This window comes from Winogradskyella litorisediminis, from assembly GCF_042675765.1.
Lineage (GTDB): Bacteria > Bacteroidota > Bacteroidia > Flavobacteriales > Flavobacteriaceae > Winogradskyella > Winogradskyella litorisediminis.
In genome coordinates this window covers 340817-356131 of sequence record NZ_JBHTJL010000016.1, presented here as the reverse complement: position 1 = coordinate 356131, position 15315 = coordinate 340817, and the positions used below count along the sequence as shown (strand labels likewise).

At 29.6% G+C, this 15315-nt stretch carries 18 protein-coding genes; 13 read left to right on the top strand and 5 right to left on the bottom strand.

Going from position 1 to position 15315, the window contains the following annotated elements:
- The first annotated feature begins 162 nt into the window (after positions 1-162).
- The 13 genes from ACFQ1Q_RS12775 to ACFQ1Q_RS12720 all read left to right on the top strand — a co-directional run bounded on the left by ACFQ1Q_RS12775 (position 163) and on the right by ACFQ1Q_RS12720 (position 9056).
- Positions 163-591: a hypothetical protein gene (locus ACFQ1Q_RS12775; RefSeq protein WP_386132184.1), complete on the top strand. Its 429-nt coding sequence runs from the start codon at positions 163-165 to the stop codon at positions 589-591.
- 53 nt (positions 592-644) lie between these two features.
- Positions 645-1007: a hypothetical protein gene (locus ACFQ1Q_RS12770; RefSeq protein WP_386132182.1), complete on the top strand. Its 363-nt coding sequence runs from the start codon at positions 645-647 to the stop codon at positions 1005-1007.
- Positions 1008-1047: 40 nt separating this feature from the next.
- Positions 1048-1698: a hypothetical protein gene (locus ACFQ1Q_RS12765; RefSeq protein WP_386132179.1), complete on the top strand. Its 651-nt coding sequence runs from the start codon at positions 1048-1050 to the stop codon at positions 1696-1698.
- Between the two features lie 129 nt (positions 1699-1827).
- Positions 1828-2787 (top strand): transglutaminase domain-containing protein, encoded by a 960-nt coding sequence (locus ACFQ1Q_RS12760; protein WP_386132176.1) that lies wholly within the window; start codon positions 1828-1830, stop codon positions 2785-2787.
- Positions 2788-2935: 148 nt separating this feature from the next.
- On the top strand, positions 2936-3457 hold the full coding sequence (locus ACFQ1Q_RS12755; protein WP_386132173.1) for a hypothetical protein: 522 nt from the start codon (positions 2936-2938) through the stop codon (positions 3455-3457).
- A 57-nt stretch (positions 3458-3514) separates the two neighbouring features.
- A complete protein-coding gene (locus ACFQ1Q_RS12750; protein ID WP_386132171.1) occupies positions 3515-3940 on the top strand; it encodes a hypothetical protein in 426 nt (141 codons plus the stop codon).
- Between the two features lie 179 nt (positions 3941-4119).
- Entirely contained in the window at positions 4120-4569 is a 450-nt protein-coding gene (locus ACFQ1Q_RS12745; RefSeq protein ID WP_386132169.1) for a DUF4279 domain-containing protein, read from the top strand.
- Positions 4570-4595: 26 nt separating this feature from the next.
- Positions 4596-5432 carry a hypothetical protein gene (locus tag ACFQ1Q_RS12740; protein ID WP_386132167.1) on the top strand — a complete coding sequence of 279 codons (837 nt, stop codon included), beginning with the start codon at positions 4596-4598 and terminating at the stop codon, positions 5430-5432.
- Between the two features lie 368 nt (positions 5433-5800).
- Positions 5801-5974 carry an FEKKY domain-containing protein gene (locus ACFQ1Q_RS14185; RefSeq protein ID WP_449361591.1) on the top strand — a complete coding sequence of 58 codons (174 nt, stop codon included), beginning with the start codon at positions 5801-5803 and terminating at the stop codon, positions 5972-5974.
- Positions 5975-6043: 69 nt separating this feature from the next.
- Complete coding sequence (locus ACFQ1Q_RS12735) at positions 6044-6802, top strand: hypothetical protein (RefSeq protein WP_386132164.1); 759 nt, start codon at positions 6044-6046, stop codon at positions 6800-6802.
- Positions 6803-6922: 120 nt separating this feature from the next.
- Complete coding sequence (locus ACFQ1Q_RS12730) at positions 6923-8074, top strand: serine hydrolase domain-containing protein (RefSeq protein ID WP_386132161.1); 1152 nt, start codon at positions 6923-6925, stop codon at positions 8072-8074.
- Between the two features lie 69 nt (positions 8075-8143).
- Positions 8144-8494, top strand: a complete 351-nt coding sequence (locus ACFQ1Q_RS12725; protein ID WP_386132158.1) for a hypothetical protein — start codon at positions 8144-8146, stop codon at positions 8492-8494.
- A gap of 10 nt (positions 8495-8504) precedes the next feature.
- A complete protein-coding gene (locus tag ACFQ1Q_RS12720; RefSeq protein ID WP_386132154.1) occupies positions 8505-9056 on the top strand; it encodes a DinB family protein in 552 nt (183 codons plus the stop codon).
- Positions 9057-9107: 51 nt separating this feature from the next.
- On the opposite strand, the gene ACFQ1Q_RS12715 is transcribed toward ACFQ1Q_RS12720, so the two are convergent.
- The 5 genes from ACFQ1Q_RS12715 to ACFQ1Q_RS12695 form a co-directional block, all read right to left on the bottom strand.
- On the bottom strand, positions 9108-11447 hold the full coding sequence (locus tag ACFQ1Q_RS12715) for a hybrid sensor histidine kinase/response regulator (RefSeq protein ID WP_386132151.1): 2340 nt from the start codon (positions 11445-11447) through the stop codon (positions 9108-9110).
- A gap of 106 nt (positions 11448-11553) precedes the next feature.
- Positions 11554-12243 (bottom strand): peptidoglycan DD-metalloendopeptidase family protein, encoded by a 690-nt coding sequence (locus ACFQ1Q_RS12710; protein WP_386132148.1) that lies wholly within the window; start codon positions 12241-12243, stop codon positions 11554-11556.
- A gap of 111 nt (positions 12244-12354) precedes the next feature.
- Positions 12355-13968, bottom strand: coding sequence for a hypothetical protein (locus ACFQ1Q_RS12705; protein WP_386132145.1), 1614 nt, complete (start codon positions 13966-13968; stop codon positions 12355-12357).
- 84 nt (positions 13969-14052) lie between these two features.
- A complete protein-coding gene (locus tag ACFQ1Q_RS12700; protein WP_386132142.1) occupies positions 14053-14625 on the bottom strand; it encodes a hypothetical protein in 573 nt (190 codons plus the stop codon).
- Positions 14609-15157, bottom strand: coding sequence for an RNA polymerase sigma factor (locus ACFQ1Q_RS12695; protein ID WP_386132140.1), 549 nt, complete (start codon positions 15155-15157; stop codon positions 14609-14611). The genes ACFQ1Q_RS12700 and ACFQ1Q_RS12695 overlap by 17 nt, the downstream gene beginning before the upstream one ends.
- Positions 15158-15315 lie beyond the last annotated feature (158 nt).

The following is a 15315-nucleotide window of genomic DNA, read 5'->3' as shown; positions in this document are numbered from 1 at the left end:
TAAAACCCAATGCTTTGCGTTGGGTTTTGTGTTTTCGATATTTTGTGTTTCGTTTTTTTGGGTTAGATTTATAGATAAATTAAACAACATTTGAGAGTAATTTAACCGAAAGTAAACAAATCGAATGTGATTATTATAATTAAAAAAATATAAAAACGAAATTTGAGCTGTATATTAATAATCGAGGGCAAAAAATTTGATGTGGACGGATTTTTAGAAATTACAAAAATGCAGCCATACGAAAAGCATTTTAAAGGAGAAAAACGTCCTTTCAAAAAGGAAGGCAAGCAACTTGTTTATGAAAAAAATGGCTGTCGATTTGAATTGAGCAACGCAGATTTTAATGATTTTGAAGCCCAGAGAAGAGATACAATCAAATTTCTAAATAAAAATTTTAAGAAACTTAAAAGTATTTACAGTTTCGGACTAAAAATAACCGAAGTTCCAACAATTAGTTTCGGAATTGAAAACCAAATGGCAGATTTTTGGTGTCAAACTGAATTTTTGCAACCAGAATTACTAAAACTGTCCGGTGACCTACATTTTGGAATTGAAATAAGTTTATATCATCCAGCCGTAGAAAATGATTAAAGAAATAAGAAGAAATTTATAAATCAAAAAATATTAAAAGACTTAATTGAATAATGAAGTACAAGAATATTCCATCTGCAATTCACAATTTTGGTCATAGCTTTTTGAGCTATGAAAACTATGTGGATTCTGATTATGTGATTTATAAACTGAATAAAATAAGCAGAAAGAATCATGACATAAAAATTGATTGGAAAACAAAAGAATTCCAACCAAAAATTTTGCTCTCAAAGAGAATAACTAAATCAATTAAGTTTTGGCATGACAATATCAAAAAACACTTTAGCTCTCAAAATGTGGAATTTGACTGCCTAGAAACGTTTGAATTAATCTGGAACATTGGAGAAAGACCAAAAGTTGTAGCTATTGATAATAGAGAAAAAATGTATGGAAAAGAAATAATAAATACTTTATAAAATTAATTGCGAATCAAGCCTAAAAAACGAAATGCCAGAGTTGAACAGAATACAGACCTACGAAAAATTAAATGGCGATGAGATAAAGCCTTCAATTCAAAAATTTACCAAGTTCTTGGAGCGAATTAAAGTATGGAATCCTGACATTGAAAAAAAATTTGAATCACTAGAATGGAAAGAAGAAGATAACGGTTTTGTTTATTTTCCGAGTACTTACTTTGGATTTCACAAAACTGATTTTTCGGAAATTAAAGTACGACCTCATTTATTAGCTTGGACACCTGCAATTGATAAAACTTTTAAAAATAATTGGATTTCTTACGAATTATTGATTGAAACAGGAACGATTCGAAACTTAAAAAACGGAAATTATGAAGAATTTACTTTTGAGTTTATAAAAAAACTAACAAAAGAAATGGCAATGGAATTCAACCAAACTGGAATTTATTTTACAGATGAGGTTCAAGATGGCGAAGATTTTGACGGAATAAGAACAACTGATAGTAATAAACTTTGGAGTTTTGACTATGCGCTAATCCCTAAAAAACTGAAAGAACTTTACGGAGAAAAACCAAAACATTATAATATCAATGAATCTGACAATTGGATTGAATCTTGGAATTCTAACAGTTGGTATGAAAAAATAGATACTACAGACTCACAACAGAGAACTGAAGCTATAAACAAATAAAATTTCAATTGTATTGCTAGCTTTTGCCTGTTCTTAATAATACTTACAGATTTTCTATTCAGTTTGTATTTATTAAATTAAGTTCTTAAATCACGTAACAAACCATATATAAATATGTTGCCTCCAATTATGAAACAAAATCTCTGCCTTGCATTTTTTATAGCGTTTTTAGCTAATTCAGTCACTTCTCAATCGGAATCCATAAAGTTGTTGGTAGATAAAACGAAAGAATTAAATCTTGATATGTGGGATTTGACTACTTATGCAGAAGAAAATCTTAAAGACAATGAAGAATTGGCTAAGTTTTTTTACTATTGGATTGGTTCAAATATTAAGTATGACGACGAAACATTCTCAAAAGTTGTAAGCGGAGAATTAAGTGATGAGAGATTTTGGGAATTACAAGACGAATTTGTTGTTTATGAGAATAGAAAAGGAGTCTGCGCTGGATATGCAAATTTATACAAATGGTTTTTGGATTGGGTAGATATAGAAACCGTTGTAATATCTGGACATATTAGAGATTTAAGAAATCACTACGTGGAATTAGAATCTGATGATAATTTCAGACACGCTTGGAACGCTATTAAACTAAATGATAAATGGCTTTTAGTTGACACCACTTGGGGCACTTCAAATGACCAGGAAATATCCGATTTTTATTTTAACATAAAACCAGAATTATTAATTATCACTCATTATCCAACGGATAACAAATGGCAACTTCTAAAAGAGCCGCTAACTATAGAGCAATTTAATAAATCACAATTTATAAAACCAATATGGTTTAAGATTGGGTTTACACAAGTTCCTAAACTGATGGCAGACGAGAAATTCTATTATTTTACATTTCAGGACTTACCAAATAACAAATGGTCTATAGGTTTTAAAATGAGTGTTGATAATTTGAACTTTGAACCCGTAAGTGACATTGAAGTAATCGACCAAGATGGAATAACTTATTTCCGATTTAGAAAAGCTCAAGTCCCTAATACAGCTTATTTTAAAGTTAATTTAAAAAAGTTTAAAAAAAACGGAGACCAATTATATAAAACTGAACACAAAGATGTAATTAACTTTAGAATTTAAAATTACTGCCGGCAACAATATGCATAATTGACTGCTTAAACTTGCCTACTCGGGAAAATATTTGCAGTTTTTCCAATCAATTTGTATTTCCTAATTTAGTTCTTAGATACTCCGTTAAATCATACAAAAGAACGTTGACAAATTTTTAATGAAAAAGCTAAAACCAATATTAACAATTTTTGTATTAGCGACTGGATTTTTTTTCGTTTTTGGTTTTATTAATAGTTTGTTTGGTTGGTATGGCTATGAGAAATGGAAATACAGAAGAGCAACTCGAGGAAATTTAGATGAGTCTTTAGAACGTAACGTTTTTATTAAGAATTTGGAGTTTGAATTGTTTTCGAATTCTGAGTCTCTAAAATTTAATGCTTTTATAGAAAAAGGATTTACTTATGGAAAACACTCTTCTGAAACCACGGAAATAATTAAAAGCAGAACAAATTACCCTTATCAAGTCTCATTTTCACAAATGGACATTTCTAAAAAGGTTAAGTTTGACCTTTTACCTAACACTAAATTAGACTCAATAGATTACTTTGTTGTTTATCTGCGAAAACCTGAGCTGAAAGACACCTTATTTTTAAAAATAACAAAATGGGAAAATGAAATAGGCAAAGACTCCATTGGCTTAATTAAAATTTATGATAAATACAATATACAATCAGATTAAGAAAAAGGAAAAAAAATCACAGACCAAACCATTACAGTTACTTTGACAAATCATAAAATGAAGCAAACAATTAAAATTTTCTTAACACTTATTTTGACCTTTTCTTTTTTTGGTTGCGAATCTGATTTAAAATTAAGCGGAAATTACAACACTTGCGAAAGAGGACTTTATGGCGAACTTTTTTTAAAAAATGATTCTATGAGATTAGCCACGAGTATGGAATTTGTTTCCGAGTGGCGCAAATACGAAATAAAAAATGACTCTTTTTATCATTTCTCTTTTGGCGAGCCTGTATTTAGAGTAGCAAAAATTAATTTTATAGAAAACAATGCTTTTGAATTAATATATCCGAAAGATAGTGTTCGATATATTTTTAACAAAATGAATATCAAAATTGACAATAATATCACATACGAACAATTTTTTGATAATTTTTATAAGCGGAAACAAGAAATAGATTGTTTTAAAGAATCTGAAAGATAAAAAAGTTGTACAACAAAGAGCTGATAAAACTTACAAGTGAAGTTTTAATTATTTATTTCTAATTTTCGCCAGTTTACTCAAATCATTTCTAATTCTCCATTCAATTAGTATTTACTAATTTAGTCATTGAAACTTTCAACATAATTATAAAGATTCAATGTTATATTCAAAACAAAAAAATGTTTAAATCATTAACATACAGTGGAAATAAATGCAATAACTATTTGTATTTCTCTTTTGATGCCCAATTTTTTGACATTGAAAAAGTGACAGCAGAATTAAATATTAATCCGACGTCTGTTATGATAAAAAAAGAACCAGTTCCCTTATCAACTGCTTGGAAATACCAAATTTATGCAGGTAATGAAATTGATTTAGAAAACCATCTTCAAAAACTGCTTGACATTTTTGAACCTAAAGTAGAAATCATTAACCAACTAAAAAAAAAACATAATTTAACAACAAGACTACAATTTGTAATCGATATTGATATAAACCCAGATGCTTCAACACCTTTTTTTGGACTAGACAAAAGAGCTATCACTTTTTTAGCAAAAACTGAAACCGAAGTAGACTTTGACCTTTATAAAGCTGACACTTTAGGACTTTTACAAAAACTAGATGAATAGAATAAGTTTAAAACACCCTATAAGTATTGAAAAATAATATAATCTTATTAAGCTTTATTTCAGTTTTTGCTTTCGGACAAAAGAAAGTGAAGATTGATGAAAACGTTCTTAAATATGAAATAAAAGACGATTTTAATCGATTTGATGATGTATCTAATTCTGAAAATGATTACGAAAGATTAAGTATAAATTTTAAGAACTCTGAACTAGAAATAAAGAATAGTCAAAGTTCTAAATTTACAGGTGATGATATTTCATTCATAATCAACAATAAACTCGAACTAAAAAGTGTTAGTTATGATTATTGGACAGATTATATTGATTTTAAAAACATAAGAACATATAAGGTAAAAAGTTCTAAACTTATTTTAAATCAAAATCCATTTTTTAAATCGAACGGTTTACGTGGAAAATATATTCTAGAAATTGAACATTATTGGAATGACACCTTAACTAAAACAACTAAATTTAAAGGGAAGTTCAAATCGTTTAAGGGAATTAATAAGACTTCGGCTGATTATTTATGGGTTATGCAACAAAATAAAATGGGTGACGCAATTTTAAATGAGGATGGCATATACTTACGACCAGATAAAATGGCATCATTAAAATCCAACATTAAAGATTTAACTAAAAAAATCAAAGAAATAAAAGTTAATAAGCCCAACAGATTAAAAGCCTATTTAGTGATTGATGAAAACGGAAAAGTAGAAAAAGAATCTATAACCTTTTTAGAATACATAGATAAAGAATTCAAAATGCAAGTTACGGAGTTATTATTTGAATTTACAGAATGGTATCCAGCATGCGTAAATGAAGAAGAGGTTAAATCCCGTATTCCGATAATTATTAAGATAGATTAAAAATATCTTTTCCAGCATGCGTAATTGTTTATGTCAATATCAGCGGTACTATACTAAAATTTTAATAACGTCACCCGTATACCTTCAAAACATCCTATAGAAAAAATACAAATGAAATTAAAAATTAAAATACTATTGATATTTACAGGCTTCTCACAATTAAATTTTGCACGAAATCCTGCGTTGTCTGAGTCTGAATATCGGGATACTACTGTTTATCGGATTTTCTCAATAAACTCTTAAAACTGTAATGATCTAATTGAATCCTATGAGTGTGATTTAAAAAACAAAAATCTTTTTTTATTTATTCCGGGTTCTATAGCTTCACTTGAATACAACAGCGATAAACAAATTGAAAAAAATACGATATCTATTTTCAAGACTATGGTTGCGTAAAACCAAATAGAAAATATCTTACTGAATATAACAAAATGGTATTTAAGTATTTGGCAGAGAATTACGATGATGAATGGATTGGCATAATACGAGAGGACTTATTTGGATTTAATGAATGGAGAGAAAATTATAAGAATAAAAATTAAAAGTTGATTACAAGTAATGATATTTAAGCTATTAATAAAAACTTAAATAAAATCTTTTTATAGAATTTAATGAAACAAAATCTTTTTATAATATCATTTTTACTAACAGTCAATGTATTTGGGCAAAAATCTGATATTGAGATTTTGATTAATCAAATTGCAAAACAAGAAGTTCCAAAACATTTTGATTATTATTATTTAGTTCCTAAAAGTCTGGAGCAAAGAAAAGTAAAGGATTCGCTTCAAAATTATGAAATAAACGAATTGCAACGTATTGATAAAAACTTTCCTCAAAAATTTATAAATACTAAACCTAAAAACGAGATTGTTTCTTGGCAAAAGTATAGTCTAGAAAACGCAAAATTAGTTTCCGTTGAATACGATTATTATAAAACGTTAGCACCACCAAACACTAAAAGAATAAAATTTGTTAGATATAATATTGAGGATAAAGAACTTGACAGTCTGATTGAAAACAAAGAACCATACTCATTAATTGTAAAAAAGAAATGGTTATGGAGTAAAAATAGAATCTGGAAGAATAAAAAATATTATGATGAAGTCATTAATATATGGAAAACGGACGACATAAATAATCCAGAGCAAACTGTTTATTTTCATTTTTCTAAACCAATATTTTCAAAGAATAAAAAATACGCACTAGTTTCAGTATTAAAAAGCAGACGATGTTCAGGAAGTGGATTTACAGCGTTATACAGAAATGATAAAGATATTTGGAACAAAGTGAAAAAATTCAATCGATATGAAACAAAATCTTCTTCTAGCCACATTCCCTGCGAAGATATTAGAATGACTATCCTTGAGTAAAAAAACTAAAGTATTATGTACTTATCTATATAAATACACCTAGCTTTATTTTGGATGCTTTATATCGGTAAATTAGAATTTAGCTTAAGGAATATTTAAAAACTATTAAACATCAAGAAAATGACCAAAAACCTATTCTCCATCTTAATCATAGTATTAAGTTTTTTAAGCTGCAATACAGACTCAAAAACTGAAGCAGAAAAGTTAGACCAACAGAAAAACGAAAACATCAATCTACTCGCCAATCGTTATCTGGAGCTCGGTCGTTTTAGTGGTGTTATTTTAGTTGCTAAAGACGATGCTGTTATTTACAGTAATAGCTTTGGTTATGCTGATTATGAAAATGAGATTCCGTTTTCGGATGACACTGCATTTAAAATTGGTGATGTTTCAGATTTAATTATTTCTCAAATGATTCAGCAATTGGTGAATGATGGGAAACTAGTTTTATCTGAAAAGGTTTCAAAATATGTGTCTGAGTTAGAGTCTGATTTTACGATTGATGAAGTCTTATTTCAAAATTCTGAGAATGAAAATTTCGACTACAACAATTTGATAGTACTGATTGAAGAGGTAAGTGAAAAATCTTTCAAAGAAAATTTAGATGCATTTACTAAAAAATTAGGGTTAGATAACACGTATATAGAAAGAACAAATTCCAATCAAGCGGTTGGATATTTGTATCATAACTATCGTGGCAATGGACTGGAGCTACAAAAGGCAGCAATGTTAAATCCCGAAGACTCGTCAATTAAAAATATGATTATATCATCAGCTACCGATATTTTAAAAATTATTAATTCAGACTCATCAGAAAAAATTGAAATAGATGGTTATCTCAAAAATGACGGATTCAGCTATTCGGTATACAAAAACCCAGAAAGTAATATTTCAACTATTGTTTTGAGTAATCGAAGACATCCTGTGGCTAAAGAGATTTCAGAAGGAATCAAGGCAATTATAAACGATGATACGTATCAAATCCCACTAGCCAGAAAACCATATAAAAACAACAAAAGTTTATTGCCAAATTATGCTGGCATATACAAATTAAACGAAAATATAAATTTAGGAGTATTGCACAAAAATGACAGCCTTTTTGTGATGATGGGATCAAATAAAATACATCTTATTCCGCAATCCGACAATCAATTTTACATGGAGCAAACTGATGCATCCATGCGTTTTGTTAAAGATGAAAATGATATAATAAATGAGGTTATTTTATTGAATGGATTTTTAGACGGAAAAACAATAACGCGAATTAAATAACAAAAAATTAAGAGGCAGTAATGATTTGATTTGTAAGGTTTTTGTATCTTTTTTTATTAAACCTCAATTATGAAAATTTTAATTTTAATTATTTCAACTTTTACGTTGACAATTTCAACCGCTTTTAGTCAGACTGTTTTGGAATTAGAACCAATACAAAGTATGTGTATTACGGGTAAAGGTCCAGGACAAGATGGCGCTATTAATCCGTATTTAGGTAAAGACTCCATAAGTGTTATCGAAAATATTGGTAAAAACGACTTCTCTATTCGTATTCAAAAAGCAGGAAAAATCATTAAAACTTTTTCCATAAAACCAAAAGAGACAAGAAATGTACTGTTGAGAAAAGGAGATGAGCTCTATTTTGACACAGAGAAATCAGCTGTTGCTAAAGTAGATTTCAAAGAAGCTCAGTTTTAAATTAAACAGCATGAAATACACTAAAAATCTAATATTACTTTCGGTTGTATTGCTAACATCTGGTATTACGAATCAAATGTTTTCACAAGACCAAACTTATATCAAAGAATATTTAGAACGTTTCGAAAAATCAAAAGAATACATTTTACTGGTTGCTGAAATGATGCCAGAAAACAAATATGATTTTAGAGCAACTCCAGAATCCATGAGCTTTGAAGAACATTTAATGCATATTACTTGGGCAATGGATTGGCATAGTCAATCTTTAATGGGCGGACGCGATGCCAGAGATTGGAATACTGATACTGAGCTTAAAGTAGACAATAAAAATAAGGATGAAATGATAGCAACCGTTAAAAATACTTTTGATATCACTAAAAATTTCATTTCTAAATTTGACACAAAAAAACTTAATGAAAAATTAGACTATTTTGGTGCGAGTCGTACAAAAAGACAAATACTCATGTTGCTAGCAGACCACATCACAAACCATCGCGCGCAAATGTTGGTTTATTTACGCTTAAACGGAATTAAACCACCGCGTTATGTACTGTATCAGTGAAAAAATGAGATGATTATTAAACTTTGCCGAAAAGGAACTGGAGAGTTTGTTTTAGTGAATTACACAGTTACTGATTTTTTGAAATAACAATTCTCTTTTTACAGGCTTTGTCATGTAATCATTCATACCTAGGTCTAAAACGCGTTTTCGGGTTTCTTCCATGGCATCTGCTGTAACTGCAATTATTGGTGTGTTTTTAATAATTTCACCTAAAGTTCCGCTTCTAATAATTTCAGTAGCTTCATAACCATCCATTATTGGCATTTGTAGGTCCATAAGTATAATATCGTAATTTTCATTTTGTAAAGTATCTATAGCTTCTTGACCATTATTAACCTCCGAAAAGCTAAGGTTAGGAAAACTATTTAATATTTTTCGCATCACCATTTGATTAAGCTTATTATCTTCCACCACAAGTATATGTAATTGGGTTTGTTTTAAATTTTTGTCAGTTTCATTTATGGTTACTGACTTGGAAGCATTTGTAAATGGTATTTCTATAAATACATCTGTGCCTTTATTTTCTAGGCTTTCAATATCTAATTTTCCATCGAAGAGCTTAATAAGATGTTTTACAATAGTTAAACCTAAACCAATACCACCAAAATTACGCTTGTGGTCTTTTCGCATTTGATTAAAACTATCAAAAACACCATATTTTACCTCATCAGTCATACCAACACCTGTATCTGAAATTTGAAATGCAAACTGCGTCTTATTTTCAGGTTGTTCAATACATTTAAGCTTAAAAAAAACGTCGCCACTAGATGTAAACTTTACAGCATTACTCAATACACTATTAATTATTTGTACCAGTCTATCTTCGTCTCCAATAATATTTTGTGGTACCTCTGAGTCCATTTCAAAACTATAATTTAGTCCTTTTTTTTCTGCTTCAAATTTCCAATTATCACTCAGTCGTCGGAGTACTATTGATGGATTAAATTCTTCGTTTTTAAGCTTTATTTGATTTTTTTCAATTTTTTCAAAATCTAAAACACTATTTACATTACTTAATAAGCTTAAAGATGCATTGCGTATTATCTGGTATTTTTCGCGGTCATTAATCGATTTCTTTTTGTCTGCAAGCTCTGTTTCAACAAGACCCATAATTGCGTTAATAGGTGTTCTTAACTCATGACTCATATTAGACATAAAATAAGTTTTGAGTTCGCTGACTTCTTCAGATTTTTTTAAAGCTAAGTTTTGTGATTTCTCCTTTTGTTCTCTGAGTTTTCTTAATAAATTTGTCATGGACAGTGAAAGGAAAATAACCTCAAAACCTGTCCCAAATTTAGAGCTATTTAAAGTATAAAAATTTGAAGGTAATAAGCCTAAATTATTCATCACAAAGCCTAGCAATCCCAGAACAAGAAAAAATATACCAATTGAAAAGTAGATATCTACATTGTATTTTTTATAACGTAAAGTGAACAATGTCGCGAGAATAAGTATAAGGCTCAGTAAACCATTGAGATTACTTAATGGATACGCGTATTCTAGAGTCTTTTGGTTTATAAATACCATCAAAAATAATATAGATATAGCTACATAAATTATTTGATAGAATTTTTGAAAATTTGGTAAGTTTAATTTTACGTTCAAGAAATACTCGCAGTATTTTAATAAAAATAAATTGGTTAGTAAAGCAGAAATTAAAACCATCCTACTATTAATAAAACCACCATTAGGCAAAAAATATTGATGCACAAAACCATCAAGCGATGCTTGCATTAACGCAATAAAAAACACATATAAACCATAATATAAAAAGGCTTTATTTTTTAAACTTCTGTAAAAAAACAAATAGATAAAACCTGCTAATAATAATACACCATAAAATAAACCGAGAAACAACTGCTGCTTATAATTATTAAGAATGTATGCCGTTTCTGTATATAAATTTAAGGGTAAATTAATAGTTTCGCCATCACTTGAAACCTTTAAATAAAAGTCTTGTTGTGAGTTTGATTTTAAAGGAATTTTGAAAACAATCTGTCTATCTTGTACTGCTCTATCTTTAAAAGGAATATTGTCACCATTTTTATATTCTTCGATGGTCTTACCTAAACTATACAAGTTAGCAATGTCAGTTATTGGGCGTGCTGTTTCCAGATAATACATTTTATCTTCGCTTGATGTATTCTCAAGTGTAAACTTTATCCAATAAGTGTCGGATGTAAACCCAAAATCATGATTTTCGGATTTTAAATCTTGGTAATTTAAAAGTTCGTTAGAAACAATTTCCTCGATGGTATAATTGGCCTTACCTACATTTGTAAATTGAGCATAACTGTATAATTTTCCTTCAGAAACTTCAGGATTAAATACAGGTTTTTGGGAGAAAGAAAAAGCTGCTATTATATAAGTTAATAATAGAAAAGGTTTCATAAATAAGGTTAATTCAGTTGTAGATTTTGGGAAAATACACTGCAAAATAATTATAAATAGCTCAACTACAGCAAAGAAAGCAATATATTTTAATTAAAAATTTGAATTATAGGACTCCATTAAAAAAGTACTTTGGGTTAGGGCAATTAGCCTTATAAAAATCCAAATCCTTCAAACTCGATACACCAGGATAGTCTCCTTCATAATTTTGAATATCTATAATAACCTGAAAGTGCAGATGTGGAGGATAATCACCATTGACTTTTGCTGAGCCTAGTGTGGCAATTTGTTGCCCTTTTTTAACAGAACTTCCTTTTACTTTGTTCTTTAATGAAGATAAACTTAAATGTCCATAAAGTGTGTAAAATGTAAATCCTTCGACCTGATGCTTTAAAATTAATGTTGGTCCGTAATCACCATAATTAGAATTATTATTAAAACTATGAAGCGTTCCTTCTAATGGTGCATAGATTGGAGAATTGACTTCAATCCATAAATCTAAACCAAGATGAATATTACGTTCGGTTTCAAGATTTTGCTTGTTAAAATGTTCGCTACGATTATAAATACCGCGTTTTTCTATATATCCACCATGTGCGATTTTAGCATTATTTATTTGAATATGATTCCAAATAAATGATTCAAGCACATCAGAATTTGAAATATTAACATCTGCTAATGCTTTGTTTGAAACGGATAAATCTAAAGCTACAAAATCCGGTGTCGTATAGGCTTTTCCAAGTAAAGGAAATGGACGCAAAGATTTTATTTTAGAGTTAAAATCATTAATAGTCATAAACAAAAAATTTCCATAAAAATACAAATCTATTTTATGGAAAACTGCTATTTATAAGAAAGGATAATGCTGATAAAAAAACTTAGATTTTACTCTAAATAAAGAAATAATTTAATTTGTATTTACAGTACTATACTTTGCATTAATAATAATCGATTTACCAGAAGTACCGTTAACCGTTTTAGTTTTAATAACCTCGTTATTATACTTAGAACGCTCGCCTCTAAACATTAAACTATAATCAACGTTCGGTAATTTTACCCAAGCATCACTATTTTCTAAAACGATATTTAAGTTATTAAAAGTATCCAAAATATTACTAATTGTTAACTCTCCAAAACTTCCATCAATAATATTATTTCCAGATAAATTATCAATCCCAATATTAGAGGAATTTGAGTTTATAGTTAAACTTTGTACACTTTTTAATACAGCATTATCAACATACTTAAGACTTAAAGTTCCGTTTCTCCAATCGTTTACTAATACTTTTGAATATGAAACATTGATGGAAGTGTCGCTTCCATCAATGTTTTGTGCTAATAAATCGGTATAAGATAAATCGCCTTTTGCGTTGTGTACGGCAGTTGCTATCTTAAGCTCACCGTGTCTAACATTTAGTTTTAATTTTGCTTTTTTTGGCATTTTAATTTTTATAACACGCTTAACTCGCGTATCTGCCGTATTAGAACCGCGATTTATCAGTATTGCTTCTCTCCTATTATTTATGGCATCTCTTCGTGCTTCGAGCTCTCTTGCGCGTGCTTCTCTACTTTCTAAAATCGCGGCTTTGCGTTGTTTTTCTATACCTTTCCTTTTATCTCTGATTGCTTCTCGCTGACTTTCTAAGGCTTCTCTTTGGCTTTCCATGGCTTCTGCTTGTTTTTCCATTTCTCTACCAAAACGTTCGCCCCAAGCTTCCATTTTTTTTGCCCAATCTTCACCAAAACGCTCACCGAATTCTTCGCCCCATTTTTCCATATCTTTTCCAAAATTTTTACCGAATTTTTCGCCCCATTTTTCCATATCTTTTGCCCATTTGCCTTCGAATTTTTTTCCGTAGTCTTCTCCCCACTTTTTCATTTTCTCTTCATAGCCAGATTCTGCAAATTTTCTAGCCCAAGCTTCCATGTTTTTTTGAAGTTCTTTTCCGCCTTGTTTTTCGTACTTTTTACTCCATTCGGATAAATACTTTTCGCCTTCTTCTTGATATTTATCGTAATCAAACGTTATTGATTTTACGCCTTCTGGTAATTCTGGTAACTCTGGGAATTCTGGCATTTCTGGCAAACTTGGAAGTTTTGGCATATTTGCTAAATTTGGAATCTCTGGAAATCCTTTTAGCGAAGGAATTTCAGGAATATCAGCCAAATCGAATTCTAAATCTTTTAAGAAATCATCATAATTATCACTTGGGAATAATCCACGACCACGGCTTCCGTTAGAAGAAATAACTACCTTATCTGTTGTAGCATCAAAGTTTAAATTCCAACTTTTTAATGCTTTTTTTAATTCATCTTGTGATAATTTATCACTTTCCAAGTAAGCTTCAATTTCTACTTCGTCCTTGTTCCATGTATCAATTTCTATTTCGACATAGTTTGTATTCAATTCTACAACAACATCTTTATTCACCTTTGCAGATTGAGATGTTTTTAGCTCTGTTTTTTGAGCAAACCCAATAGTGGTGATGAAACACAGGGTTAATAATTTAAGGTTTTTCATGGTTTTTAGTTTTTACTGTTCGTTTTTTGATTAATGCTCAGAAGTTTTAACTTAAGAGCGAGTTTCTATTTATAATAGCAGTGATTAGGTGCGTTGCTCTTTAAAAGAGTCAATATTAAATTCGTCTAATTTTTCTTTAAGTTGCGTTACTAAATTGAGTCGTATCCTTAAATTATCTATTAAAGCTTCAAGGGTTTCGGTATTTGGTCCGTTTTCATTTAGCTCTACAGTTAAATTTTGGTATTCGGTGTTTAAGTCTTTCAATCTTTCAATGTAACCGTCAACTAAATCTTTATTTTCTGGTGTTAATTTTACTTTAGACAATTCTAAATTAATACTCGCTAAATAATAATCTTCGACCTTTTTTAGCTGTGGCGAAAAATCACCCATGGACTTAATTTCTTTGGTTTTTACAACATCATTTGGTATAATAGGCTCAATAGTTTCTTGACCAAAAAAAAGAAAACCACCGTAACTTAGACCAAGCAATACAATGACGCTTGCAGCAATATTTAAAAAACCAAAACCAGTCGATTTTCTTTTTTTAGGCAAAGCTGTTTCTAGCTTTTGTAAAAATCGCTCTTCATGTCCTTGAGACATTTTTGTGCTTTTATCTTCAGGTTGATTTTTAAATAAATCTTTAAGATTCTGTTCCATTTTTTATGGGCTTTAATAATACTTTTAATTTTGCTTTTCCTCTTGATAGTTGGGTGCGTGATGCTACTTCAGAAATATTTAAAATTTCAGAAATTTCTTGATGGTCGTACCCTTCAATTAAATACAACATAATCACATACTTATATTTTTCTGGCAATTGTTCAATGGCAATTTTCACATCCTCAATAGTTACGTCATTAGCTACCGACCAATCGTCATCATTAGCATCCACAACCTTAAGTTGCATCTCGTCAATATCTACCAAACGCTTTTTTTGAGACTTTAAAAAATCAATACTTTTATTTACAACAATCCGTTTTAACCATGCGCCAAAAGTCACCTCTGCTTTATATTGCTCTAATTTTAAAAAAGCCTTTATAAATGCTTCTTGTACCACATCTTCTGCGGCCATTGTATCATTAATAAAACGTTTTGCAACAATGAGCATACCATCGCAATACTGTTTATAAAGCTCTACTTGTGCTTTTCTATCGTTGCGCTTACATTTTTCAATAATGTCTACTTGAAACATTCTTGGCTGGTTTAATTTTGATTGGTTTGTTATAAAGACGACACAAATTTTACAGTGTGACAAAAACTTAAAAAAATTTATTTAAGTTAATTTTAAATCGCTATAGACTATAAATTTAGCGAATTCGTTATATCTTTAATTTTTAAATTATATCCATT